This is a genomic window from Pseudarthrobacter sp. NBSH8, assembly GCF_014217545.1.
Classification (GTDB): Bacteria; Actinomycetota; Actinomycetes; order Actinomycetales; family Micrococcaceae; genus Arthrobacter.
The window spans coordinates 4035754-4060736 of sequence record NZ_CP043178.1; the positions used below are offsets into that span (position 1 = coordinate 4035754).

At 62.1% G+C, this 24983-nt stretch carries 18 protein-coding genes; 5 read left to right on the forward strand and 13 right to left on the reverse strand.

The annotated features are described in order from the left end of the window. Positions 1-67 precede the first annotated feature (67 nt). From FYJ92_RS18710 to FYJ92_RS18730, 5 genes are all read right to left on the reverse strand, one after another. Entirely contained in the window at positions 68-2059 is a 1992-nt protein-coding gene (locus FYJ92_RS18710; RefSeq protein WP_185262034.1) for a penicillin-binding transpeptidase domain-containing protein, read from the reverse strand. A gap of 55 nt (positions 2060-2114) precedes the next feature. After that, positions 2115-3554: an NAD(P)/FAD-dependent oxidoreductase gene (locus FYJ92_RS18715; RefSeq protein ID WP_185262035.1), complete on the reverse strand. Its 1440-nt coding sequence runs from the start codon at positions 3552-3554 to the stop codon at positions 2115-2117. Further along, positions 3547-5013 carry a glycosyltransferase family 87 protein gene (locus tag FYJ92_RS18720; protein WP_185262036.1) on the reverse strand — a complete coding sequence of 489 codons (1467 nt, stop codon included), beginning with the start codon at positions 5011-5013 and terminating at the stop codon, positions 3547-3549. The genes FYJ92_RS18715 and FYJ92_RS18720 overlap by 8 nt, the downstream gene beginning before the upstream one ends. 104 nt (positions 5014-5117) lie before the next feature. After that, entirely contained in the window at positions 5118-5702 is a 585-nt protein-coding gene (locus tag FYJ92_RS18725; RefSeq protein ID WP_185262037.1) for a histidine phosphatase family protein, read from the reverse strand. Continuing rightward, positions 5699-7207: a CCA tRNA nucleotidyltransferase gene (locus FYJ92_RS18730; protein ID WP_185262038.1), complete on the reverse strand. Its 1509-nt coding sequence runs from the start codon at positions 7205-7207 to the stop codon at positions 5699-5701. The genes FYJ92_RS18725 and FYJ92_RS18730 overlap by 4 nt, the downstream gene beginning before the upstream one ends. A 207-nt stretch (positions 7208-7414) precedes the next feature. Here FYJ92_RS18730 and FYJ92_RS18735 point away from each other — a divergent pair, with 207 nt between their 5' ends. The 5 genes from FYJ92_RS18735 to trxA all read left to right on the forward strand — a co-directional run bounded on the left by FYJ92_RS18735 (position 7415) and on the right by trxA (position 13492). Further along, a complete protein-coding gene (locus FYJ92_RS18735) occupies positions 7415-7915 on the forward strand; it encodes an NUDIX hydrolase (protein WP_185263878.1) in 501 nt (166 codons plus the stop codon). Positions 7916-8026: 111 nt separating this feature from the next. Further along, positions 8027-10162 (forward strand): murein biosynthesis integral membrane protein MurJ, encoded by a 2136-nt coding sequence (gene murJ, locus FYJ92_RS18740; RefSeq protein ID WP_185262039.1) that lies wholly within the window; start codon positions 8027-8029, stop codon positions 10160-10162. Positions 10163-10343: 181 nt separating this feature from the next. Beyond that, on the forward strand, positions 10344-11924 hold the full coding sequence (locus FYJ92_RS18745) for an ABC transporter substrate-binding protein (protein ID WP_185262040.1): 1581 nt from the start codon (positions 10344-10346) through the stop codon (positions 11922-11924). A gap of 247 nt (positions 11925-12171) precedes the next feature. After that, complete coding sequence (gene trxB, locus FYJ92_RS18750; RefSeq protein WP_185262041.1) at positions 12172-13128, forward strand: thioredoxin-disulfide reductase; 957 nt, start codon at positions 12172-12174, stop codon at positions 13126-13128. A 37-nt stretch (positions 13129-13165) separates the two neighbouring features. Then, positions 13166-13492, forward strand: coding sequence for a thioredoxin (trxA, locus tag FYJ92_RS18755; protein WP_185262042.1), 327 nt, complete (start codon positions 13166-13168; stop codon positions 13490-13492). 5269 nt (positions 13493-18761) lie between these two features. Here the strand turns inward: trxA and FYJ92_RS18760 are convergent. The 8 genes from FYJ92_RS18760 to rpmH all read right to left on the reverse strand — a co-directional run bounded on the left by FYJ92_RS18760 (position 18762) and on the right by rpmH (position 24515). Then, positions 18762-20093: a ParB/RepB/Spo0J family partition protein gene (locus FYJ92_RS18760; protein WP_185262043.1), complete on the reverse strand. Its 1332-nt coding sequence runs from the start codon at positions 20091-20093 to the stop codon at positions 18762-18764. Positions 20094-20159: 66 nt separating this feature from the next. Continuing rightward, positions 20160-21227 carry a ParA family protein gene (locus FYJ92_RS18765; RefSeq protein WP_304632674.1) on the reverse strand — a complete coding sequence of 356 codons (1068 nt, stop codon included), beginning with the start codon at positions 21225-21227 and terminating at the stop codon, positions 20160-20162. Between the two features lie 86 nt (positions 21228-21313). Continuing rightward, positions 21314-21964, reverse strand: a complete 651-nt coding sequence (rsmG, locus tag FYJ92_RS18770; protein ID WP_185262044.1) for a 16S rRNA (guanine(527)-N(7))-methyltransferase RsmG — start codon at positions 21962-21964, stop codon at positions 21314-21316. Between the two features lie 20 nt (positions 21965-21984). After that, a complete protein-coding gene (locus tag FYJ92_RS18775) occupies positions 21985-22551 on the reverse strand; it encodes a R3H domain-containing nucleic acid-binding protein (RefSeq protein ID WP_185262045.1) in 567 nt (188 codons plus the stop codon). Then, positions 22551-23522 (reverse strand): membrane protein insertase YidC, encoded by a 972-nt coding sequence (yidC, locus tag FYJ92_RS18780; RefSeq protein WP_185262046.1) that lies wholly within the window; start codon positions 23520-23522, stop codon positions 22551-22553. Before yidC ends, FYJ92_RS18775 begins: the two co-directional genes overlap by 1 nt. Positions 23523-23538: 16 nt before the next feature. Further along, positions 23539-23934, reverse strand: coding sequence for a membrane protein insertion efficiency factor YidD (gene yidD, locus FYJ92_RS18785; RefSeq protein WP_185262047.1), 396 nt, complete (start codon positions 23932-23934; stop codon positions 23539-23541). Further along, a complete protein-coding gene (gene rnpA / locus FYJ92_RS18790; RefSeq protein WP_185262048.1) occupies positions 23927-24337 on the reverse strand; it encodes a ribonuclease P protein component in 411 nt (136 codons plus the stop codon). The genes yidD and rnpA overlap by 8 nt, the downstream gene beginning before the upstream one ends. A 40-nt stretch (positions 24338-24377) precedes the next feature. Further along, positions 24378-24515 carry a 50S ribosomal protein L34 gene (rpmH, locus tag FYJ92_RS18795; RefSeq protein ID WP_003800212.1) on the reverse strand — a complete coding sequence of 46 codons (138 nt, stop codon included), beginning with the start codon at positions 24513-24515 and terminating at the stop codon, positions 24378-24380. Positions 24516-24983 lie beyond the last annotated feature (468 nt).

Here is a 24983-nt window from a genome sequence, read left to right on the forward strand (position 1 = left end):
AGTTTTTGTCCAGATAGTGTGCCGTCTCCACCACTTTGCGCGGAACATCTGGACAAAAACTCGAGGGTTAGCCGGCGGCGGTAAGGAACTGCTTGAGCAGAGGCCCGGACGTGGTGGCTCCAAGGCCGCCGTCCTCAACAAAGACGGCCACGGCCAGGTCACCGTGGACAGCCACAATCCAGGCGTGCGTCTTGGGCGGGTTCTCGTTGCCGAACTCCGCCGTGCCGGTCTTGGCGCCCACCGGCGCGCCCGGAACGGTCGACAGGAAGCCGGCGTGGCCGGACGTCACCACTGCCCGCATCATGTCGGACAGCGCCGCGGCCTCAGCGGCAGTGATCGGCTGGCCGGACGCCTTGGACGGCGCCTCGGGCGTAACGGTCGACGACGGCGCACCCGCGTCCGCGTCCGCCGTCGCCGCGCCGGAGGTGTCTTTGGCAGTTGCGCCGTCTGGGTTCAGGACCAGCTGCGGTGAGACGGGGGATCCCTTGCCCACGGAGCCGGCCATGATGGCCGCCGCCAGCGGGGACAGGAGCACCTTGCCCTGGCCGATCATCGAGGCGGCACGTTCGGTGCCGGCAGCCTCGCCCGGAACGGATCCCAGGAACGCCACGGCGCCCAGCGCGGGGGCCTCCACGGCCACGCCCATGGCGACGGCGGCGGCCTCAAGCTGGGCCTGCGTGACCGTGTCCCGCGCAGCGATGAACGCCGTGTTGCACGAGTGGGCAAAGGCGTCGCGGAGTGGCACCGATCCCAGTGAGGATTCCGGGTAGCCTTCCGCGTTCTTGAACGTGCGGCCGTCCACGGTGAGGGTGGGTGTGCACTCCACCTTCGAATCGGGTGTCAGGCCGTTGCGGAGCATGGCGAGCGAGTCGATGATCTTGAACGTTGACCCGGGCGCGTACTGGCCCAGCATTGCGGTGTTGTAGCCGTTGCTTCCCGGGCCGGAGGCCGCCGCGAGAACCGCGCCAGTGGACGGGCGGAGCGCCACGATGGCCGACGCCGGGCCCACACCCGCAAGGGTGCTCTCGGCCAGTGCCTGGAGGTTTGGATCCAGTGTGGTTTTCAAAGGCGTGCCCGGGGTCGGGGCCATCTCGAACACCACCCTGCGGGGATCTGTCCCTGCGGCCCGGATCTGTTCGCTGGTCAGGTCGGCCCGCTGCGCACGGATCACCACGGCATCTGTGCCGCGGAGTTGTGCGTCGTACTGCTGCTGGAGGCCGCCGACGCCGGTCACGTCTCCGGCGGTCAGAACGCCGCCAGACGCCTCGATCTGTTCCGCCGTGACCTCTCCCACGGTGCCGAGGACTGCCCTCGCGAACGTGCGGCTGGGCGCCAGCGGCTGGACTTCGGGGATGGCGCGGGCACCAGAAATGGCCGTGATCTGCGCGTCGGTGACAGTGCGGCCCTCGTCACGGAGGGTGATGGCCCGGACGAACGCCTCCGGACCGGAGGCCGCAACCTGATGGGCATAGGTGGCGGGATCCACGCCCACCAGTTCGGCGAGCTTGGTGGCCGACGCGGCGACGTCCGCGGATCCCAGAAGCAGCCTGTCAATCCCCACGTTCACCACGGGCCGGTACGTGACAAGTTTCGCGTCACCGGCTCCAAGGATGTCGGCGCGCTGCGGCGACTGCGTGCCCTTGCTGAGGATTTCGCTGTCGCCGAGCCCCGGGACCAATGTGGCCGGGTTCCAGACGGTCAGCCATTTGTCCCCGGACTTCGTGAACTGTGCGGAGACCGTGTATTTCCACTCGCCGGCGCCGATTTTCCACGTGTAGTTCAGCGGAACGGCCGCAGTGTCGCCGTCCAGCGTGAGCTCGCCAGCCGCCACAGTGGGCTTGTCCGGATCCAGCGCCTTGAAGATGTCCTGGACCTGTTGTTTGGCCACCCCGGAGTCCTTGCCATCAAAGGCGATCGAGCCGACGTCGAGCGTGGAAAGCGCGGACGCAAACTGCTTGGCGGCGCTCTCGGCACCCCCTCTGCCGTCGTCGCAGGCAACCAGGGAGGCGCCGAGGATGAGTCCAGCTATGGCAAGTGACAGTTTTTTTGAGTTCCCCACCGCGCTATTATGCCCCGATTTAAACTGTGCCTGCGGTCACCCATCCTCGCCCGGTTCAAACCCCGAGCGGGGGGACTTCCAGACCAAATATGTCCTTGAGGGCATATTTTGCGGCGAAATACCCTGGCATCCCTGTCACACCGGGGCCAGGCGGTGTGGAGGAGGAACAGAGGTACACGCCAGGCACGGGTGTCCGCCACGGAACGCGGGACACCACCGGGCGCTGCACAAGTCCGCGCACATCCATGATGCCGGCGCTGAAATCTCCGCCCACGTAGTTCCGGTTGTAGCTGGCAAGCTCCGCCGCCGTGGTCACGTGTCTCTGCACCACCACGTCCCGGAACCCGGGTGCGAAGCGCTCCAGCTGGGCGGTCACGGCCCCGCCCATGTCGCGGGTTGATCCGGCGGGCACGTGGCAGTATGCCCAGAGGATCTGCCGCCCGGCCGGGGCGCGGCCGGTGTCGAAACGCGATGGCTGGGCCACCAGCACGTACGGCCGCTCCGGGTGCCTTCCGGCGGACACGTCATTCTCCGCACTCGCCAGCTCCGCGCGCGTGCCGCCGACGTGCACCGTGCCGGCGTCACGCAATTCCCGTGCCGCCCACGGAACGGGACCGGACAGGATGAAGTCCACCTTGCAGGAGCCATTCCCATAGCGGAACGTCTCCAGGGCTTGCCTATACCTGCCCGGGAGCTTGTCGCCAGCAATGGCCAGCAGACCCCGGGGGGCCACATCCAGCAGAGCGGCCCGCGCGCCGCCTAGTTGTTGGAGGCTCTCGATCGGCGCCCCCGCGTGGATCACTCCGCCGTGGGCACGGATGTCGGCTTCCAGCGCGGCAGCGATGGAGGCCGATCCGCCCAGCGGAACCGGCCAGCCTTCGGTGTGGGCCAGTGCGGTGAGCATAAGCCCGGCACCGGCGGACGCCAGCGAGGGCAGCTGCGATACCGCGTGGGCAGCAACGCCGCTGAGCAGAGCAGGCGCAAGGTCCTCCTTAAACCGGGAGTTCCACAGCCGCGATCCCTGCTCCAGCGTCCGCAGCCCGAAGAGTGCGGCCACCAGGGGATCCCGGGGAATTCTGAGCAGCTGGTGCTGCGTCAGATCCATCACGCCGCCAATGCGATCAACGAGCGGGCCGAGGAGCCTGCGGTAGGCGTCGCCGTCCCTGCCCAGGCCCTGGACCGTCCGTTCGATGCTGTGGTAGCCGAGGGCCGCCCGTCCGCCGTCGAGCGGTGATCCGAACGAAAGCTCCGGCACCACCAGGTCTATCCGGCGTGCCAGCTCGAAGTCACGGAAGAAGGGGGACGCCAGTGCCATGGGGTGCACGGCCGAGCAGATGTCATGGAAGTGGCCCGGCTGCATCAGTTCGGCGGTGCGGGTGCCACCGCCGATGGTGGCCGCCGCCTCGTGGACTTCAACGGAGAGGCCGGCGCGCGCCATCACGGCAGCTGCGGCCAGCCCGTTGGGTCCGGACCCAACGACGGCGACGTCAGGCATGGTGCTTCGCCCGCCAGGGAAGTACCGCATGTGAGCGATGGCGGAGGCCGAACCGTAACCAGTCCGGCAGTCCGTCGAACGGCCCTCCCTGCGGATCATCAAGGTGATGCCGGCGGACGGGATCGTAGTCCGGGTCATGGATGTCCCAGACAACCCGGAACATTAAATATGCTGTTACAAGCATATGAAGGGCTACTGCCAGTACGTAGTAAGGCATATCAATATTGTGCTGTGTCGGGCCTTGGCTGGTCACCTGGCCCAGGTACATCCAGACGGCTGCCCAGTGCAGGCCTTCAACACCCTGCCAAACTAGAAAATCCCGCCAACGCGGCCGGGCCAGTGCCACCAACGGGATGAGCCACAGGACATGCTGTGGCGAATAGACCTTGCTGGTCAGGATAAAAGCACCCACGATGAGGAACGCCAACTGGGCCAGCCGCGGCCGGCGCCGTGCTGTCAGCGCCACCGCGGCAATCATGGCGCAGGCCAGCAGGAACACGGCAAGGGCCAGCCAGTTGATAGTGGCGGGATCCAGCACGGGCCAGTGCAGCCGCCGAGCCACCAGGTTGTAGGCGAACCATACAGACCCGTAGCCGGCTTCCCTCGTCTCGGTGAACCCAAAGAAGTACCACCAGCCGGACGGGTTGGAGACGGCAACAGGTACGTTAATGGCCAGCCAGGCTGCGGCGCCGGCGCCGGCTGTGACCACGAACGAGCGGATCCGCCCGGTCCGCAGGGCCAGCAGGAGGATGGCTCCGAGAACCAGGGCGGCATAGGGCTTGGTCGCTGCGGCAAGGCCGATCAGGATGCCTGCAAGCACCAGCTTTTCACGCGAAAAGCACAGCATTCCCACCGCCAACAAGGCGACGGCCCACATGTCCCAGTTGATGGTTCCGGCCAGCACAATGCCGGGTGCCAGCGCCACCATGGCCGAATCCCAAGGGCGCCGCTGCGACATCCGGGCCGTAGCCAGCACAGTGACAATCCAGACTGCTGCGACCAGCGTGGCGTTAACGTCGAAGTAGCCGAGGACCCGCGCGTCACTTACGCCCTCGCCCGGGATCAGCCAGGCGGTCACGCTGGCAACAAGTCCCATCAGGACGGGATCTTCAAAAAGAGATGCTGTGCTCAGGACCGGGAACGTGCCGTCTCCCAGGCCGCGGTTGCGGAAAAATTCCGGGAAGTCGGAATAACACGTGGAATAGAACTGGCCGGGGCTGGACCAGCCGTTGGCCCGGCAGTAACCCTTGATTGCAATGCCGGCCAACGCCGCCAGTACGGTCAGGATGATCAGGACCCGTTCCACGGTAAAAACGCCGGGGGAGACGAGGCCGGGCGCCGACCGTGCACCCATCGGCCCGCCGATCAGTTCCGTGAAGTTCTTCAGCAGCAGGTCACTGCGGCTCGGAACAACCAAGCGGGCGCGCCGCGGGCGCGCCGGTGGCTTCGTCTCCTGCATGTCTGAGAGCTTACCCGGGACGTGCCCGCCGGACCGCGGACTCCAAAACCGGCCCCTCGCCTCAGTTCAGGCCGCCGCAGGAAGACAAATTCCCGATTAGGTCTTTAGAGTCCCCAACGGACAATGGCCGGGGTCCGCTTATCCCAGCCGAGCGTGCAGACCTTCGCGGTTCCCAGGATGAAATGACGGCCCTCGGCAGGCGCTAGTTCCAGCCAGCGCGCGGTGAGGATCCGGGAGAAGTGCCCGTGCGCAACGATCAGCACGTTGTCCAGGCCGGATTCCAGCACACTGGCCACAATCTTGTCGGCGCGGGCTGCCACTTCGTCCAGGGTCTCGCCGTTGGGCACACCATGGGTCCAGATCAGGTAATCCGGGTTGTCCTTGCGGATCAGGTCCGAACTGATGCCCTCATAGTCGCCGTAGTTCCATTCCACCGCCAGCGGCTCATGCTGCGCGTCAGGGTAACCTGCCAGCTCCGCGGTCCGCCTGGCGCGGCGCAGTGGGGACGTCAGGACCAAGTCGAAGTCCACCTGGTCCAGCACCTTCCGGGCCTCCACGGCCTGCTGCTCGCCTTCCACGGTCAGGGGCAGGTCGGTGAGCCCGGTGTATTGCCCGCTCTTGGACCACTCGGTCTCGCCGTGGCGCAGGATCCAGAGCTGGGGGCGGGGGGCGGTCATCGGATTAATCATTTGGACTCCTCGTTCGGGGAAAGTTCGACGGCGGCGGGAGGCTCTGCTGCTTCCGGCACCGGGGGTGCCGCCTCGGGCTGCTCCGCCCACCAGGCGCGCAGCCTCGCTTCGGCGTCGTCCGGTTGCAGGGGTCCGTTTTCCATCCGTTCCTCCAGCAGGAACTTGTAGGCCCGGCCCACCACGGGACCAGGCTTGAGGTTCAGGATCGCCATGATTTTGGCGCCGTCCAGATCGGGCCGGACCGCGTCCAGCGACTCCTGCTCGCGCAAAACGGCGATCCGGTCTTCCAGGTCGTCGTAGGCGAAGGCGAGGCGCTCAGCCTTCCGCTGGTTGCGGGTGGTCACGTCCGAGCGGGTCAGCCGGTGCAGCCGGTCCAGCAGCGGGCCGGCGTCCGTGACGTAGCGGCGCACGGCCGAGTCACTCCACCCGGCGTCACCGTAGCCGTAGAAACGCATGTGCAGCTCTACGAGCCGGGCCACGGCCTTGATGGTGTCGTTGTCGAAGCGGAGAGTCTTCATCCGCTTGGCAGTGAGCTTGGAGCCCACCATGTCGTGGTGGCGGAAGCTGACCGCGCCGCCCGGTTCGAAACGCCGCGTAGCCGGCTTGCCGACGTCGTGCATCAGCGCTGCGAACCGCAGCACAAAGTCGGGGGCCGGCACGGCGCCGTCCGCATCCGTTTCCAGGGCAGCGGCCTGTTCCAGGACCTGAAGGGAGTGCTGGTAGACATCCTTGTGGCGGTGGTGCTCGTCAGATTCCAGCCGCAGAGCGGACACCTCAGGCAGCACGAACTCGGCGAGGCCGGTTTCCACGAGCAGGTCCACGCCGACCCGGGGGTGGGCACCGCAGATGAGTTTGACCAACTCATCACGGACCCGTTCGGCCGAGATGATTTTGATCCGCTCGGCCATCTGGCTCATGGCCAGCCGTACGTCGTCGTGCACGGAAATGCCCAGCTGCGAGGCGAACCGGGCGGCGCGCATCATACGGAGGGGATCATCGGAGAAGGAGGCCTCGGGTGAAGCGGGCGTCGCCAGGACGGCGGCGTTGAGATCCCGGACGCCGCCGAACGGATCAATGAGTTCAAGCGACGGGAGCCGCAGGGCCATGGCGTTGATGGTGAAATCGCGGCGCAGGAGATCGTCGGTCAGGGAGGTGCCGAAGGCCACCACGGGCTTGCGCGACTCCGGATCGTAAGCCTCGGCCCGGTACGTGGTGATCTCGATCTGGAAGCCGGCCTTCCGCATCCCGATTGTCCCGAAGGCCCGGCCGATTTCCCAGAAGTTGTCCGCCCACTTCTTGATCAGGGCAACTGTCTGGCCCGGCGTGGCGTCCGTGGTGAAGTCCAGGTCCGGTGAGGCGCGTCCCAGGAAGAGATCCCGTACCGGACCGCCCACCAGGGACAGCTCGTGGCCGGCGTCGACAAAGCGCTGCCCGAGCTCCAGGACCACCGGATCAACCTGGAAATCGACGGTGTTGGAATCAATCTTGTGATGTGCGTGCGCCATAGTTACTTAAGCTTGTCAGAAACCAGCGGCTTGGCAGGCCAAAATCTCCTCAAGATCGCTCCTATTCGCCTGCAGCCCCTCAAAGTGCGTCATACGCAGTCCACTTTGATGTCATGTTCCGGTCATCATGATCGGACAAGAGTCGTTAGAGTGGACTCCATGGCCCATCCCGTACCGAGCGCTCCCGGCAGGAGGACAAACGCACCGTTGCCGTCGGCAATTGGTGCCCACGTCGCGCCTGCCCTGCACTCGGCCCCGGCCTCGCTCCCCACGGTGGAGGAAATTTCCGCCGGCGGCGTTGTGGTGGACACGTCCGACGCCGAACTAAGGGTTGCGATCATTGCCCGCCTTAATAGGGGCGGACGGCTGGAGTGGTGCCTTCCCAAGGGCCATCCTGAAGGCAAGGAAGACAACGAGCAGGCAGCAGTGCGTGAGATTGCCGAGGAAACCGGCATCGAGGGCGACATCCTGGCCCCGCTCGGCAGCATCGACTACTGGTTCACTGTCAGCGGGCACCGTGTCCACAAAACCGTCCACCACTACCTGCTGCGCGCCAGCGGCGGCGAACTCACCATCGAAAACGATCCGGACCACGAAGCCGTGGACGTCGCATGGGTCCCCATCAAGGAGCTAGCACGGAAGCTCTCCTTCCCCAACGAGCGGCGCATCGCGGATCTGGCCCGGGAAGTCCTGCCAGAACACCTCTAAGGCTGTCTCCGCCGGAGCTGCATGTATGCCTGTTCGGGCATATAACCGGCCCGTTGCGGAACAACCCGTCCGTTGCGGTACAAACAGCGTCCGGGTGAGACGATGAAGGCGATGTCAGCTACCAATCCCCCCTCCGATAAAGCCGGCCCTGCCGCCCCGAGCGGAACCGCGAGTGAAACGCGGTCCAGCGCCATCATGGCTGCCGGCACCTTGGTGTCCCGGTTCCTGGGCTTCGGCAAGACCTGGATGCTGGGTGCCGCGCTGGGCCTCGGCTCCACGGTTAACGACACGTTCATCAATGCCAACAACCTGCCCAACCTGATCTTCCTGCTGGTGGCCGGTGGTGTGTTCAACGCCGTGCTGGTGCCTCAGATCATCAAAGCGAGCAAGGCTCCGGACAGGGGAGCCGACTACATCAGCCGGCTGCTGACGCTGGCCGTGCTCCTGCTGTTGGGCCTCACCGCGCTGGTCACGCTCGCTGCTCCGTGGGTCATTGAGCTGACCACGCAGGGTTATTCGCCGCAGCAGAAGGCCCTGGCAGTCGCCTTCGCCTTCTGGTGCCTGCCGCAGATCTTCTTCTACGGCCTCTACGCCCTGCTGACACAGGTCCTCAACGCCAACGGCGCGTTCGGGCCGGCCATGTGGGCCCCCATCATGAACAACCTGGTGGCCATTGGCGGCCTGGGCATGTTCATCTGGATCTTCGGCGAGAACGCCATGAACCCCCACACGCTGGACAACTGGGGCCCGTCCCAGACACTGCTTGTGGCAGGCTTCTCGACCATAGGCGTGGTGGCCCAGACAGCCATCCTGCTGATCCCGGTCTTCCGCCTGAGGCTGGGGCTCCGGCCCCGGTTTGGCTGGCGCGGAGTGGGCCTTGGCCAGGCCGCCAAGCTGAGCGTATGGACGCTCCTGACCGCCGCCGTCGGGCAGTTGGCGTTCCTGTACGTCATGCGCATCGCCACTATTCCCGGTGCCGAGCGGCTCCGGCTGAAGGCTGCGGGGGATCCGGCGGCAGAGATGCTGCCCGGCAACGCGGTCCTGGAGGTGGCCAGCCAGCTGTACCTGCTGCCGCACTCGATCATTGCGCTCTCCCTCGCCACTGTCCTCTTTAACCGGATGACCCGTGCATCGCAGGATGGCAACCGCGCAGAACTCCGCGACGCCCTCTCGCACGGTCTCCGCACCATGGCGGTGGCCACGGTCTTTGGCGCGCTGGCACTCTTTGCGCTGGCCGGGCCGCTGGGCATGTTCTTCTCCGGTGGTCCGCGCCAGGACGGCGTGATGCTGGCCCAGACGCTCACCATCCTCGCGCTGAGTACCCCGTTTATGAGTGCCAACTTCATGATGTCGCGGGTTTTCTATGCCAACGAAGACGCCCGCACACCGTTTAGTATCCAGCTGCTTCTTGCTGTGGTTTACGTGGCCGGTGCGTTTGGGATCCAGTTCCTGCCGGTGGGCCAGATCATTTACGCCATCGCGTTGCTGTACATGGTGGGCAACATCCTCTCGGTGATCATCAGTGCCTTCTTCCTGCGCCGTCTGCTGGGCCACCTCGACGGGCCGCGGATCGCCAACTCGTACATCCGAATGGGATATGCGGCGCTCGGTTCCGCGATCGCGGGCGCCGGGGCGTTGTGGCTGATGGGCAGCTACAGCGCGGACGGGTTCGCCTGGAGCGGCCGGCCCGCTGCGCTGGTGACCGTCGTCGTCGTCGGACCGATCATGTTGGTTGCCTATCTCTTCCTCCTCAAGATCTTCCACGTCGCGGAACTCGGCGATCTCATGCGCCCTCTGTTGGGACGACTGGGGCGCGGTACCGGACCTTCGGGCGGCACCGGGGGAACGCCGGCTGCGGTTGACGACGTTTCCGCAACGGAACGTCCGACGCCGGAACGCGCCACGGTCTCGGTGGACACCGGCCTGATTCCCCGGATCTCTGGCGAATTCGACGCCGTGTCGTTCCGCGCAGGTCCCGAACCGGAACGCCAGGCGGCGCCTTTGGTGCCGGAAACTCTGCCGGGGGAACCCGGAATGCGTGCCGCTTCGGGTCCGGGGGAGGGTGCACACGGGGAAACTGCCGGGGGCACTGAACCCGCCGCGGAATACCTTCCCGTCGAAGACGTTCCCGGCACGGCACGGGGCGGGCTGCTGCGCGACGAGATTCCCCTTCCCGGCCGGCGTACGTTCCAGGGCCAGGCCGGACAGAACCCCCATTTCAAGCCACGACGGCCTCGAAAAAAGTGATCTTCCCGCGGTTTTTGGTTGCCTGTCGCCCACGGCGGCCATGGCCGATCGGCTAGGATCGACAGTGAACAGGGGTAGTTGCAGGCAAGCGCAGACCGGCTCGCCGGCCGGCTTTTGACCGGTTTCTGACCGGCGGTGGCATCATCTACGCCGGCATTCCCGGACAGTCTAGGAGGAACACGTGTCCCACCCGATCGACGTTGGATCAGTACTTGGCGGCCGCTACAAGGTCACTGCCACGGTATTGACCTCACACGACCAGGATCTGGTGCTGGACGGGATGGACCAGGTTCTCAACCGACCGGTCAGCATTCTGGTCGCCGGCCCGGATAACACCGAACAGGTGGCCCAGAGCGCCCGCGAGGTGGCTACCGGTGAGCGCCCGGGCAATGTCCAGGTCTTGGACCTCGGCGTCACCGAGGCCGCCACGTACCTCATCACCAACCACACGTCCGCGGCAGATCTGCTGGACCTCGTGGTTGCCTCCGACGCCCCTTACGTCGAGCCGTTCTTCACGGATACGCTGGGCAGCGAGATTTTCGGCCAGGCGCGTTCCCACGAACCGGAACCGTATGACGACGAAGAGAACATCGACGCCGGTTACATCAACTACGCGGACAATCACCCCAGCCAGGTCGACTCATTCCGCTCTGCCGCGCCGGTGGTTCCGCCGCTTGTACCCCCGGTTGTTCCTGCGCGTCCGCCGCTCCGCCCGGCAGTCCGTCCGGCGTCGGGGTCTGCCAAGACCGGGGCCGCTGCAGCAGGGGCCTCCGTGGGCACTGCTGCTGGCGCCGCTGCCGCGCATCAGCGCGTCACTGCGCCGCAACCAGTGCAGTCTGCAGACAACCGGTCAGTTTCCGGATCCGCTGAGCCTAGGACCGGTGCGGGCTCCGATACGCCCAAGGTTTCTTTGTGGTCTGAGGACGACTATTCCAACGGCTCTCAGGACGCAGGCTACGAGGAACCCGTGGATTCCCGAGGGCCCCAGCGGTCCGATCGTGCAGCGGGGGCCTTTCCGTCCCTCGCCCGGAACGTATCTCCTGCGGCGGCAGTACCACCTTCCGGCGGGACGGATGATTATTACGACGACGACGAACCCGAGCGTGAGCCCCGCTCCATGCGCTGGCTGGTGGGCGGCCTGCTTGCCGTGGTTCTGATTGCAGGGCTCGTCTTCGCGGTCACCAACTTGGGGAGTCTCTTTAAAGCGGGTCCTCAAGCCGCCCCAACCTCCAACTCGACGGGCGCCACACAGCCAAACACCGGGTCGGCCTCCGCGAACCCGAGCTCCGCACCACCGGCAGCACCGCCGGCAGCACCGCCCGTCATTGACAGCATCACCCGCCAGGGGAATTTTGACTTCGCAGCCACCTACGATGTCGATCTTGTGAAGGCGTTTGATGGCAATGTGGCCAGCTACTGGTCGGACATGGAATTTGCCACCGAAGGCTGGGGTGGTCTCGCAAACGATGGCGTCCCACTGTTCATCAAGCTGAAGAATCCGGCGAAGGTTTCCTCCATCACCCTGACTCAGCTCGGAGCCTCGGGCGGCAACCTCAGTGTCTTCACCAATGACCGTCCATCACTGGACGGCGCCAAGCTGGTGGGTACCAACAGCTTCACTTCATCTGATCTGACCATGCCGCTGGCCGAACCGGTCGAAGCACAGTACGTGATCGTATCCATCACGACACTTCCCAAGCTGGCCGCCCCGAAGACCCGCTACGGCTTTGGCATACGCCTTGCGGAGATCAAGATCCAGTAAGGCCACCAGCGCCGTTCCTGTTGAGCCGCGGCTGTTCTGTCCGGAGCAATGCTCCGCAGTAACAGACGCGGCTTAGCTGTCTTTAGACGGTAATCTGGTAGGGTATCCCGTCCAGTGGGCGGGGTCACGGCCGCTGATGGTTCCTCCGTTCGCGCGGCGCCCGGAATATTCACCACCAAGATTCAGTTGTGCCATGTGGCCGGCCGCAAAAGCCGGCGCATCGACTAAGGAAGAGGTTCACCGTTCAGTGAGCAACGCAGAAAACACCGCGTCCGAAGTACGTGATGTCATCATCGTCGGCTCGGGCCCGGCCGGGTACACGGCCGCTGTCTACACCGCGCGTGCCAATCTGAAGCCCTTGCTTCTGGCTGGATCAGTCACCGCAGGCGGCGAACTGATGAACACCACCGACGTCGAAAATTACCCGGGCTTCCCCGACGGCATCATGGGGCCGGACCTGATGGAGAACTTCGAGAAGCAGGCAGCCCGCTTCGGAACGGAAATCCAGTTCGAGGACGTCACAGCCCTGGACCTCGATGGTGACATCAAGACTGTCACCATCGGTACCGGCGAGACCTTCCAAGCGCGGGCGATCATCCTGTCCACCGGATCCGCTTACCGTGAGCTCGGCCTCCCGAACGAAAAGCGCCTTTCCGGACACGGTGTCAGCTGGTGTGCAACCTGCGACGGGTTCTTTTTCAAGGACCAGGACATTGCGGTTATCGGCGGGGGAGACTCTGCAATGGAAGAAGCCCTCTTCCTGACCAAGTTCGCCAAGTCCGTCACCGTTGTGCACCGACGCGACACACTCAAAGCTTCCAAGATCATGGCAGACCGCGCCTTGGCCCACGACAAGATTTCGTTCATCTGGAACAGCTCCGTGGACGACATCATCGGAGGGGACAAAGTCACCGGGCTCAAGATCAAGAACCTGCAGGACGGCACCGTATCCGACCTCCCCGTCACTGGCGTTTTCGTCGCCATCGGTAACGACCCCCGCACCGACCTGGTTAAGGACGCACTGGACATCACGGCGGCCGGCACCATCGCCGTCGAGGGCCGGAGTTCCAAGACCAGCATCCCCGGCGTCTTCGCCGCCGGCGATGTTGTTGACCCCACGTACCGTCAGGCCATCACAGCCTCCGGTTCCGGATGTGTTGCCGCAATCGACGTGGAACACTTCCTCGCAGACCTCCACGCGTAATTCGCTTAACCGCCATTCGAAAAGAGAGACAAGGGTTATGAGCAACGCTAAAGACGTAACAGATGCAAGTTTCCATGCGGATGTCCTGTCGGCCGACAAGCCAGTGATTGTGGACTTCTGGGCTGAATGGTGCGGACCATGCCGCAAGCTGGGACCCATCCTCGACGAGATCTCGGTCGAGTACAGCGAGAAGGTTAACGTCGTCAAGGTCAATGTCGACGACAACCCGGCGATTGCTGCCGAGTACGGCATTACGTCCATCCCCGCCGTCTACCTCTTCCAGGACGGCCAGGTGAAGAGCACCGTTATCGGTGCGCGGCCGAAGCAGTTCTTCGAAAAGGAATTTGCGGACGTCCTGTCCTAGTCTGCTCTGGTCTCCGGTTCTTCATGACCGGCAGCACCGGCCTGTGGCCACTGCTTCATAGAAGCAGTGGCCACAGTAATTTGTGCGTGCACCTATTCGAGATCGAATAAGGTTGTTTTCGGGCAACATTTTCCCCCGGACTGCACCGGGGGATCCGGGTCCTTCTGTATCCCACCGCGGAGTCTTGGCGACTTAGTACGTGGGCCGGGCGGCTGAAAATACCAGTCAACTCAACCTAGGATGATCCAAGTAGGGTCCTCCGGACTTGGCTGTTTCGTTTCACGTGAAACATTGCCGCACGGATGCAGACAGTCACTCGTCCCTCTTCGCTTACCGGGGCAACGAAGGAGAGCGGGGATGTGGAGTCCTGCAGCCCGACCCATCGGAATGTCGTTTCGCTTGCAGGGGCAAGTCGGCACCGATTTGCCTCCCCTAGACCATTCGATTTCCTCATCCAATCCCGTACATTTTACGCACGGCGACTAGCCGGGCCTATGTTTCACGTGAAACATCGACGAGTGCTGCAGGAGAGCATCGCCTACGTCTCCGTGTTCCCGGAGGGACAACAATACAATCCAAGACGTGCCCAGGGTCTTGGTCAACAGGTCAGACTGGCATCCCGCTTTGGCACCGCGCCAGCGCTTCGGATTGGTACCCTGCCATAAAGCAGCCCCGCCCCTTTTATGGTGCGTGGTCCTGAGTCCCGAACAGATCTGAATCACTTGCAGTGTTTCACGTGAAACGCAGTCCGACCCCGCATCAGCTGGCGTCCCTTGCCTGATCGCGGCTAGACTGCTCACGACGACCTCAAGCATTGATCACGCGGGTCAGGTTCGCGGAGTGCCGAATAACTAGCCCCTTCCCTCATAATCTGAAGTATCAAACTTCAAAAAATGAGTCCGGATAAATTAATTGTCTATCTATTTCAGTGGAACCAACGAAATAGCCGAGCTGCTCAGTCCGAACATTGGTGGACTCGCGGCGTGAAACATCGAGTGAATCGACAGCATCTGGCCACACTTTTAGCTCCACCAGTGTTGGTCGTCCCTTGATTGAATCAAGCACCGATACGCGCAACTGCTACGTCGAGAAGCGGTGGTTCCTAACGATGTCGACCCGGCGCAGCTGGTCGGACAGCGGGCCATGGATTTTGGTTGGGAGAGCTGACGGATTAGAAAGAACCGACAGATTGGAAGAAGCCTGGATATGAGCGGCAGTGATGCCTACAAAGCCGTGTTCTACGCCTGATCTCGGCGCATACTTAGCTCAGGCTTCAGCACGGTGGCTGATGCCACGCGCCATGCATATAGACAGCTCATATGCGGTCGAAACCGCTGCAACCAGACCGGTCGCGTCCGCCTCCGCCGAACCCATCCATCCACATGCAACCAACAGTTCAGCGAAATATGCCTGACCCACGGTGCGGGGGCCTGCCACGAAATGACCAAAGTAACGCAATGAATTCGGCACCTTAGACCTGGGGATGCGCGCTGCCTCTCCTAGGATGCCTCCAGCCAAGAATCACACTCCACACGGGGTGACTGCCAGCCCCTGGCCAGCCTATCTACTGAACCCACACGGCTGCGGGCCTATCCCGTATATGGCGCCCGTGATCGCATCAATGGCACGCCTACCCCCGACATCTTTTGTGCCCCTTGGGATAAACTTCAGCGCAGCAGACATAGAACGCCGACGCCTCTTTGCGGCGACTGTTTCACGTGAAACACAGTCAACGCTGGGCATAGCTAGACAGTCGACCGGGCCACCAACAAGACGGTTCACGTGAAACGAACTCAGCGAAGAGATGCCGCGCCCGACTGGATAGGACACCCCATCTCACGTATCACGTAGGCTACCAGTCGGCCACGGCAGCGAACTGACGGGTGGCCCAATAGCCATTTCAAGACTCTTGCGACCGACGAGTAGTCATTACGTGCGGACCCACGAAGCACCTCACGTACACCCGGGCCGCCCGGCCACGAGTGAACCAAAGTCTCAACCCGCGGGAGCGTTCTGCAGCCCAGCTAACTCCACAGTCCCCGTGGCAATTTTCCTGCCTGCCACCGGCTGAGCCGTATCATAAATGTCGCAGTCTGCTCTGCAAACGAGGGACGACCGGCATGGACCTACGTACTACGCAGTCTGCTCAGCAGACGGGGCCCTCAGCGTAAACCAACGTCAACACGATCTACGCGGCCGCCCTTAGCCGCCTGTTGCCTCAGCCCGAGGCTTCACACATTTCCCCGCGTCCCGAGCGTCAACGACCAATGTCCGCTGGAAAGGTAGCACTGTGGAGTCGACCTACTGACGGGCGCAACAAGCCGGCCTGCGCTACGGCTCCCGGTCAGATCACCACAAATGATGGACGCCTGGCAGAGTAGGGGACCGAACAAGGAGTCAGACGCGGGCCCTAAACGAAGGCAGTGGCGCGCCTTCGAACCCAAGGACTCGTCCGATCCTCTCGGGCGCAAGTCGGTTACAGCACTGCCCGTCGCCGTCTACGTGCGTGCACCTGCGCCAGGTGCCACTGAAGCCAGCACAAGGGCCACACGTCTTCATCCGAAGTGCGGCCGGTAGGCTCACCTCACGGATTTCCGTCGCATGCCCATTCCACCGATATCGAGGTTATCCCCAAAAGTTATCCACATCGATATCCACAGGTATGTCCACCGGTCCGTAAATCTTGGACACAGCGTAGCCGAGTCCGCATTCCAGCTCAGCGGCCACACTCAAATCGGAAACTATCCAGGGACCAGCAACACGGAAGTGGCGTCGCTCATACTAGCTTAGAAATATTGACCCAAATCCAACTAATCGCGGCTCTTTTCCGAGCAAAGGGCGCATTGGGTGGTGGCTTAGTAATGTTTCACGTGAAACGGAACCAGAGACGGACTCGGACGCGCAGGCAGGCGGACGGTCCCGCGACGCGCTGGTGTGCGGCGAATATCCTAGTGATCCTGGCCACCAATCAATCTATCCACAAAGTTATCCACAGCGATATCCACCGTGCAATTCACACCGTGCCGCCCCCAAACTGGAACGGCTTCACCTCCTGGTGCGATGGGATTGACGCGCCCGACAATACACGGAATGCTCACAACCCACATTCGTTCTCTTCGGTTTCTGGCCCATAGACAGAATGGCTCGGGTCTGGGGAAGATGCTCTTTCAAGTTCAGACAGCCACTTGCCTGAATTGGTGGCGCTGGTGAATGGGTACCGCTGGAGTCCCGATCCGTTAAGTCACCGCGAATGGCCTGTCCAGCCCACCTCAAACTTGCATCAGGCCAGATGACTCGGACTACCCTCAGGTTCATTTCTCTGCCGTCCAATGCGAATCCGGGCATATAACGTCCACCTCAGGATTGCGTCGCGTGGGGGAGAGGCCACGTCGAGGAAGCTAGTCCTTCTCCTCGCTGTGCCGAGATGCTCCGACGAAGCGCAGACCACCAATAATGTCGCAGGGCTAGTCCTCTATAGACCTGTCGGATGCGGTATCCGGCGACCCCATGGGTTGCCCAAGGCATTGACATACATTTCTGAAGTTGGTGTGTATTGAGCAGCACCGCAGATGCGGTATCCGGCGACCCCATGGGTTGCCCAAGGCATTGACATACATTTCTGAAGTTGGTGTGTATTGAGCAGCACCGCAGATTCGGTTCTGGGCTGTAGGCCATCTGTACCGCGCATCAATCGACACCAGGCCTCATGGGGAATTCCAGGGCGCCGTCTGTCTGTCTGTCTGTGCAGAGGTTACTGATCCCTGTGGGCGGACAGCACCACCACTCAGCCGGTTCCTTATGTGCTGCCCCAAAATCGGGGCAAGTCCCTGGCCGTTGTTCCATCAGCGACCTGGCAGCGCTTGGATTCATTCTGGTTGGCCTCTCCACCGTCGACCGAACAGAATATCAGACGTGAGCTACGGGCGACTTGTCCACTCTGGCCTTCTGAAGCGCCATGCCAGGCCCCTACGGAGTCCAAGAGGACGTCAAGCTGTCCCGCGGCGCATGTACCCCTCTGTGGGCACACGCCGCCGCCAAGGGGCGGCCGGATATGCTTCCGGAGACGGAGTCTAAGTTCTCCGTCGGCTATGAACCATGAACGCCACGTGGTCCGACCCGCAGGTGGTCCATTGAATTGCTATGGGAGTAGACCGGGGATGGGCAGAGTCAGGCACGGCACACTCGGTTAGTCTCCACGTTTCACGTGAAACCACTTGGGCCATTTTTGCCGAGGACCAGGCCCACCCAAGAAGCATTGTGGGAGTACGTCTGCTCGGCGCTGACTGAAGATGCGGGCTTTGTTCAAGGCTGATAATGGGGAAACCCCCTTCGTCCTATACAGATATGGACCAAGTGACACTCCGGCTAGTTCAAGAGTCGAGATCCTGGGTTACGCCAAAAGGATTGCCAAAACCAGAGCCAGAGCCAGAGCCAGAGCCAGAGCCAGAGCCACTGACATGATTTCACACAAGCTCTGGCGGTGTTTCACGTGAAACAGCCGGAGAGTTTCCCTCTACAACCGAAATTATGCTGCCGGGACCCTTCGCGAGGGATTATCCGACCGAGCAGCAGGTCCAAGGGATCCCGTTCTGGCACGCCGGTCAGACAGGATCAGCAAGCCAAGCACCAACCGCGCACGCAACGAGGCAGGCATGGCGGCTCAGGCCACCAAACGCGCGGACAGTCGGGGTGCCGTCTCCGCCGCGGCAACGGACTGGCAGTAGGACACGAAACGCCGCCTCGTTCCCGCTGAGCCGGGTGGGCACCTGGGCGAACCCTGACGGAACCCTCAGCATTGAGGCATTCTTCAACTATTTCAGCGCCACAGGACGTCTGCGGAAGGATACCTGGGCCGATATCAGGGTCTCCTGCGTCCCTACACAGCCCACCCAGCGCTGTCATCTTGTGAGAACGGCGGCCCTGACTATCTACATCTCGGCCAGTGCACACTTCTAGTGGGTCAGCAATCCTAACGCCGCCGGGCTTCGGCGTTTCCGGTGCCGCCGGTGCCGCGAAGACAGGACACGTGACACGTGTCGGGGGTCGTCCATGGCCGCTGACGGTGCCGAACCAAAGTTACACCGCCAGCAGTATTCCAGCAGCCTCTGGCGATACTGCATGTGACCGGGTGGCTCAGGATGCAGGGCTGTCCTTCCCCCGATATGGTCGGAACCAGAATCGACTCAGAGAGTGTAGGAAGGGAATCGTGCCAGACGTGAAGAAGGGGCCTGTTTCACGTGAAACAGGCCCCTTCTTTGAGAGCACAATGCTAGTTTTCGGATCCTGGCGCCAGGACGTCCATTATACGGTTCAGGTCTTCAACACTGGCGAATTCAATGCTGACACGCCCCTTGCGGACACCCAGAGAAATCTTGACGTTGGTGTCCAAGCGGTCCGACAGCGAGGATGCCAGGTAGTCCAGGCGCTCATGGCGGGCCCCCGGACGGGGGATGTTGTTCTTCGCGGGCTTCGCAGGATCCTGGTAAAGAGTGACGGCCTCTTCGGTTGCCCGAACAGACATGCCTTCAGCCACGATCTTCTGGGCGAGGCGTTCCATGGCGGCCGCATCCGGGAGGGCCAGCAATGCACGGGCGTGGCCGGCGGAGAGAACGCTCGCCGCCACACGACGCTGAACCAGAGGTGGAAGCTTAAGCAGGCGCAGCGTGTTCGTAACCTGGGGACGTGAACGGCCAATGCGATCCGCGAGCTGCTCGTGAGTGGTTCCGAAGTCTTCTAGCAACTGCTGGTAGGCAGCCGCCTCCTCGAGCGGGTTCAGCTGGCTGCGGTGCAGGTTCTCCAGCAGTGCGTCCCTGAGGAGGTCATCATCGGTGGTGTCCCGGACGATGGCGGGGATGGTTTCCATCCCGGCCGCCTGTACTGCCCTCCAGCGACGCTCACCCATCACCAGCTCGTACGGTTCTCCACCTTCTTCGGTTGAGGTACGAACCACAATTGGCTGGAGGACGCCGATTTCGCGCACAGAGTGGATAAGCTCCGCCATGTCATCTTCATCGAAGACTGAGCGGGGCTGTTTCCGGTTCGGATGGATGTCGGTGACCAAAATTTCGGCAAAACGCACACCGGGAACTTCCACAAGATCTACACCGTTATCCGCCTTGCTCTCTGTTTCAGTAGCCTGAGAAGCGGGTGCACCAGACACAGGGACCTCGGATACTGACACATCAGTCACGGCTTCAACCGGCGCGGTCCCATCTTCCACCGCCGAGACAGCGACACGGCTCTTGGCCGGAACTTTCGCAGGAGCCTTGGCCTGAGCTTTCGCTGCCGGCGGCTTGTCGGCTGACTTGACGGACGATTTGGCGGGGGAGGCCGTTTTTGGCGCAGCTGCCTTATTCTCTACGGGTACGTCGTTGGTCCTAACCGGCGCACCCGACGCGGAAGATGTGGAAGATGTGGAAGCATCCGAAACTGCCCCGCCATTCCCGGAAGTGTCGTCGGAGGAAACGACTTTCTTACGGCCTTCCGGAAAGAAGAGATCCACGGGCCGCGACACAGCGCTGCCATTGCCCGACGCACTACCGGCGGAACTTGGAATGAGTGCGCCAAGACCGCGGCCCAGGCCACGTCGCTTTTCGCTCATGGATAAATCCCTCCGATGGAAGAGTCAGAACTTGCCGGACTCCGGTTGTTGCACTTCTTGAAGATTCTAGCGTTCAGCGATTTCTGCTGCGGCTTCCAGGTAAGACAGGGCTCCACTGGAGGAAGGATCGTAGGTCATGACTGTTTGCTGGTAGCTCGGGGCTTCTGAAATCCGCACCGAGCGAGGGACTACAGCACCCAGAACCTGTTCCGGGAAGTGCAGGCGAACCTCCGCTGCCACCTGGGCGGCAAGGTTGGTTCGGCCGTCATACATCGTGAGGAGAATTGTGGAGACCACCAGATCTGCATTCAGGTGCTTCTGGATCATCTCGATGTTCTTAAGGAGCTGACTCAAGCCTTCCAGGGCGTAGTACTCGCACTGGATGGGGATAAGGACCTCACCAGCAGCGCAGAAGGCATTAACCGTGAGCAACCCAAGGCTCGGCGGGCAGTCAATAAAAATGTAGTCGAGGCGTTCTTCGCCATTCTTCGCCCGGGTCTTGGCATACACATCGATCGCCCTGCGAAGGCGCTGTTCACGGGCCACCAGCGAGACAAGCTCAATCTCCGCACCGGCCAGATGAATGGTGGCAGGAGCACAGATCAGGTTACTGATGTCCGGGCAGGGGGCCACCACGTCGGCAAGAGGGAAATCGTTGATCAGGACATCGTAGATGCTATCCACGTCGGCATGGTGCTCGACTCCTAGGGCGGTGGATGCGTTGCCCTGGGGATCGATATCAATGACCAGAACGTTCAGACCAGCTGCGGCCAGGGCAGCGGCGATGTTCACTGTGGTGGTGGTTTTGCCGACCCCACCCTTTTGGTTGGACACCGTGAAGATGCGTGTTTTCTCTGGTTTCGGAAGTTTGCGATCTACCAGCCGTTCGCGGCGCCTGGTCTCGTGCGCGAGCTCCCTGGCGATAGGACTGGAGTCATCCATAGTGTCCATGACGTTGGTCCTGCCACCCGTTGTTGTTTCACGTGAAACAGAGGCAAGAGTTGCCATCTCTGCAACCGGATTAGGGTGGCTTTCCCCTCGTCCCGGCGCGGAACCCATGCCAGCAACTGATCGTGCTGACCCCAGAGACACAAACGGGGGTATCCGCTGTGTGGAGGCTTCGCTACTGGTCACTGGGACACACTCTCTCTCATTCGGCTTTTACTGCCGTTGTCTAGCCTAACCGCTTCGTCCCGCAGACCAAGGCTACCGGGCCCGGACTAGGAGATCTTTCGGGACTTGTTGACGACGATCCGTACCACCGTGGTGGGTTCCTCCAAGAGGCTTTCACCGACAGTCACTACAGAGGTCTTGACGCCACCGAGCTTCCGGATAACCTTTGCTGCTTTTTCGATTTCCTCGCCCGCACTGCGTCCCTTAATGGCCACAACCTCGCCCTTGCCGGCGAGCAGGGGGATGGTCAAGCCGGCCAGGTTGCTCAGCGCGGAAACAGCCCTGGCAGTCACAACGTCAGCGTTAACCATGCCGACCGCCAGTTCAGCGCGGGTCCGCATCACCGAGACGTTGGTCAGGCCCAGATCGTCCACCACTTCCTGGAGCCAGATCACCCGGCGTTCCAACGGCTCGATCAGCGTCAGTTCGAGGTCCGGCCGCGCGATGGCGAGGCAGAGTCCGGGAAGTCCGGCTCCGCTTCCGACGTCGGCAACATGGCTACCGTGCGCGATCTCGCTTTCGATGACGGCACAGTTGAGGACGTGCCGGCTCCACAACCGTGGGATCTCGCGCGGCCCGATCAGCCCGCGTTCCGTTCCGGACGTGGCCAGGTGCTCTACGTAGCGTTTGGCCAGGTCGAGGCGGTCACCGAAAATCTTCTCTGCCGCCAGCAATTCTGCTGCCGTGATGTCAACCATGATTAGCGGTTCAGCATTCTCTAGTCTGCGGATACAACGATGTGACGCCCGGCGCCTTCGCCCTCGGACTCGCTGACGAGTCCCAGGTCAGCAACGGCGTCGTGAACAATTTTGCGTTCGTAAGCGCTCATCGGCTCAAGTGCCACGGCTTTGCCGGACTCCTTGACCAACGCAGCCGCGTCTTCGGCGATCTTCTGAAGATGGCCGGCGCGCTGCTGACGGTAGCCGTTGATGTCCAGCACCAGGCGTGAACGGTTCTCCGTTGCGGAGAGAACGGAAAGCCGGGTCAGTTCCTGAAGAGCTTCCAGGACTTCGCCGTCTTCGCCTACGAGGCTGTCGAGACTGTCGGTTTCTTCTTCAACAACGATGGAAATGTAGGTGCGGCCGTTCCGGACTTCGATGTCGATGTCGCCGTCGATGTCCGCGATATCCAGGAGCTCCTCCAGGTAATCGGCAGCAACGTCGCCTTCCTCTTCGAGTCGGCTGGCAGCGGATCCCTTAGGGGAAGCATCGGTGTCCGTCGCTGATTCGTCCTGATCGTCAATGATCTCGTCGGAAAGGGCGTGTTCGGTGCTCTCGGCTGACATTACTTCTTCTTCCTGTTCTTGCGCTGTGGCTGGACGCGCTGTCCCTTTAGCTCGATGGCCGCGGCTGCGGCTGCTGCCTCCGCTTCGGCGTCGACCTTTTTCCCGCCCAGAATGGGCAGTGCCGGCAGGCCCTTGGCGGCCCGGCGTTCGGCGAGAGCCTTCGCAGCTGGGGATCCCGGCGTCGGCATGCGGCGGATCACGAAGAACTGCTGCGCCATGGTCCAGAGGTTGGTGGTGGTCCAGTAGATGAGCACACCGATGGGGAAGTTGATGCCGCCAACGCCGAACACGACGGGGAGGATGTAGAGCATCATCTTCTGCTGGCGCATGAACGGGCTAGCCATGGCTTCTTCAGACATGTTCTTGGCCATGATCTGCTTCTGCGTGATGAACTGCGAGGCAGTCATGGCCAGAATCATGATGATGCTTAGGACAACGACCGAGACATTGGTGGCGCCGCCGTGCAGCAGGGCAGAGGACAAAGGAGCCCCGAAGATGCTGGACTCGTCAAACTGGATGACCTGTTCCTGGCTCATGGCGCCGATGCCCTTGCCTTGCGTCTTCGCAGAGCTGATTCCTGAGAGCACTTGGAAAAGCGCGAAGAAGAAGGGCATCTGTATCAGCATGGGCAAGCAGGCAGAGAACGGATTAGTGCCGTGCTTCTTGTACATCGCCATCTGTTCCTGCGCCATGGCCTGGCGGGAGAGCTGGTCGGTCTTGCCCTTGTACTTGTCCTGCAGCTTCTTCAGGTCGGGCTGCAGGAGCTGCATGCCGCGCTGAGCCTTGATCTGCTTGACGAACACGGGGATCAGGGCAGCACGGATGACCAACACCAGCCCGACGATGGACAGCGTCCAGGTCCAGCCGTTGGCCGCAGGCAGCCCGATGATGGTCAGGCCCTCATGGAAGCCCACCATAATGATGGAAACCAGCCACTTGAACGGAAACATGATTGTTTCAAAGAAGTCCATACGATATCCCTATTCGTCAGGCCGCACGGCGGCCTTCTCCATCAGTCTGAGCAGCCAGGTACTTGTCCGGGTTGTTCAGCACAACAATTGTGGGGGTCCGGTGTTCGGGCCAATGGCGGTGGCCGGCGGGGACATGGTCCACACCACCGGCATTCCACGGATGGCAGCGCGCAAGGCGGCGGGCCGCAAGCCAGCTGCCCTTCACTGCCCCATGGACAGTGATCGCCTCGAGGGCGTACGCCGAGCAAGAAGGAAAGAAGCGGCAAACCTGGCCATACAAAGGGGAAATCACCTTGCGGTAGGCCATAAGCAGCAGAATAAGAATGTTTCTGGGCAGGTTCCAAAGGAAGGTGCCCACGACGGCAGCAACAGGCTGTAGGTAGTGGACGACGGCGGCAGTTACCTTACGCACGCGGTGTCCCCTCCTGTGTTGTACCGGTTGAACCGTTTACAGCAGCCCGCGGAAGGCGGCTGCCCAACCGGCTCATAGTTGATTCCAGTGCGGCGTTGTAGTCCGCCAGCAGTTGATCCCAGCTGGCGGCAGCGGACGCAGGCAGAGCCCGGACCACTATGGCGAACCCGGTACCGTACTCGCGCAGCGAGGCAGCACCGGCTTCTCTCAGTCTTCTCTTAACGAGATTCCTGACCACAGCGTTCCCGACACCTTTGGAAACGATGAACCCGATCCGGCTGGGTTCGTCGGCAGCAATAGCTACCGCATATAACACTACGTTCCGGCGTCCATTGCGGACACCGGAACGTACGGTTGTTGAAAAATCGGTTGCAGTCCTCACACGGTTACGGGTGGCCAGCACCTTAAACTCGCAAAGAAAAGTTTACCGACGAGTCAGTTATCTAGGCCGACAGTTCGGTGCGGCCCTTGCCACGACGGGCTGCCAGGATGGCACGGCCGGCACGGGTACGCATACGAAGGCGGAAGCCGTGCTTCTTGGCTCGACGGCGGTTATTCGGCTGAAAAGTCCGCTTGCTCACGTTAGTTACTCCAGTGGATCAAAGGTGCGCCCACCCGATCAGTAAAAGGGGAAGAACTGGCCGACGCTAAGTTTTGTATGTGCATACTTCCCCCGGCTGCTCAAACGCGGTGCGTCAGAGAGATTCAGAAGAGGTCAAAAAGCGTACACAAAGGACTTCACAACGTTAGGGCAAAATGCCTGCCAGAGTCAAACCGGGGTACCCCTGGGTCCCTGGCCCAGGCTGTGGTTAACCTGGCCCCACAGCCTGTGGATGAAGTGGCTCACAGGGGCTGTTTCGAACCACAACAGTGTAATTATCCACAAGCTACTTCCCAGCTATCTTCTGGCCTTTTGATCCCCTAGAGTGACTCAGTAGCCGATTATCCACGGACTGTGCATAACCCTGTGGATGAGGCTGAACCAGCATTCTGGTTCGGGACTTGGGGCTGCACGTAATGCAGGCACGCAAGTTTTGAGGAACTGATTG

What these genes read in the sequence shown, in the direction of transcription:
- FYJ92_RS18715 (WP_185262035.1), bottom strand. Translation starts at nt 3,554, where the DNA reads ATGCCTGACGTCGCCGTCGTTGGGTCCGGACCCAACGGGCTGGCCGCA.
- FYJ92_RS18720 (WP_185262036.1), bottom strand. Translation starts at nt 5,013, where the DNA reads ATGCAGGAGACGAAGCCACCGGCGCGCCCGCGGCGCGCCCGCTTGGTT.
- FYJ92_RS18725 (WP_185262037.1), bottom strand. Translation starts at nt 5,702, where the DNA reads ATGATTAATCCGATGACCGCCCCCCGCCCCCAGCTCTGGATCCTGCGC.
- FYJ92_RS18730 (WP_185262038.1), bottom strand. Translation starts at nt 7,207, where the DNA reads ATGGCGCACGCACATCACAAGATTGATTCCAACACCGTCGATTTCCAG.
- murJ (WP_185262039.1), top strand. Translation starts at nt 8,027, where the DNA reads ATGTCAGCTACCAATCCCCCCTCCGATAAAGCCGGCCCTGCCGCCCCG.
- trxA (WP_185262042.1), top strand. Translation starts at nt 13,166, where the DNA reads ATGAGCAACGCTAAAGACGTAACAGATGCAAGTTTCCATGCGGATGTC.
- FYJ92_RS18760 (WP_185262043.1), bottom strand. Translation starts at nt 20,093, where the DNA reads ATGAGCGAAAAGCGACGTGGCCTGGGCCGCGGTCTTGGCGCACTCATT.
- rsmG (WP_185262044.1), bottom strand. Translation starts at nt 21,964, where the DNA reads ATGGTTGACATCACGGCAGCAGAATTGCTGGCGGCAGAGAAGATTTTC.
- FYJ92_RS18775 (WP_185262045.1), bottom strand. Translation starts at nt 22,551, where the DNA reads ATGTCAGCCGAGAGCACCGAACACGCCCTTTCCGACGAGATCATTGAC.
- yidC (WP_185262046.1), bottom strand. Translation starts at nt 23,522, where the DNA reads ATGGACTTCTTTGAAACAATCATGTTTCCGTTCAAGTGGCTGGTTTCC.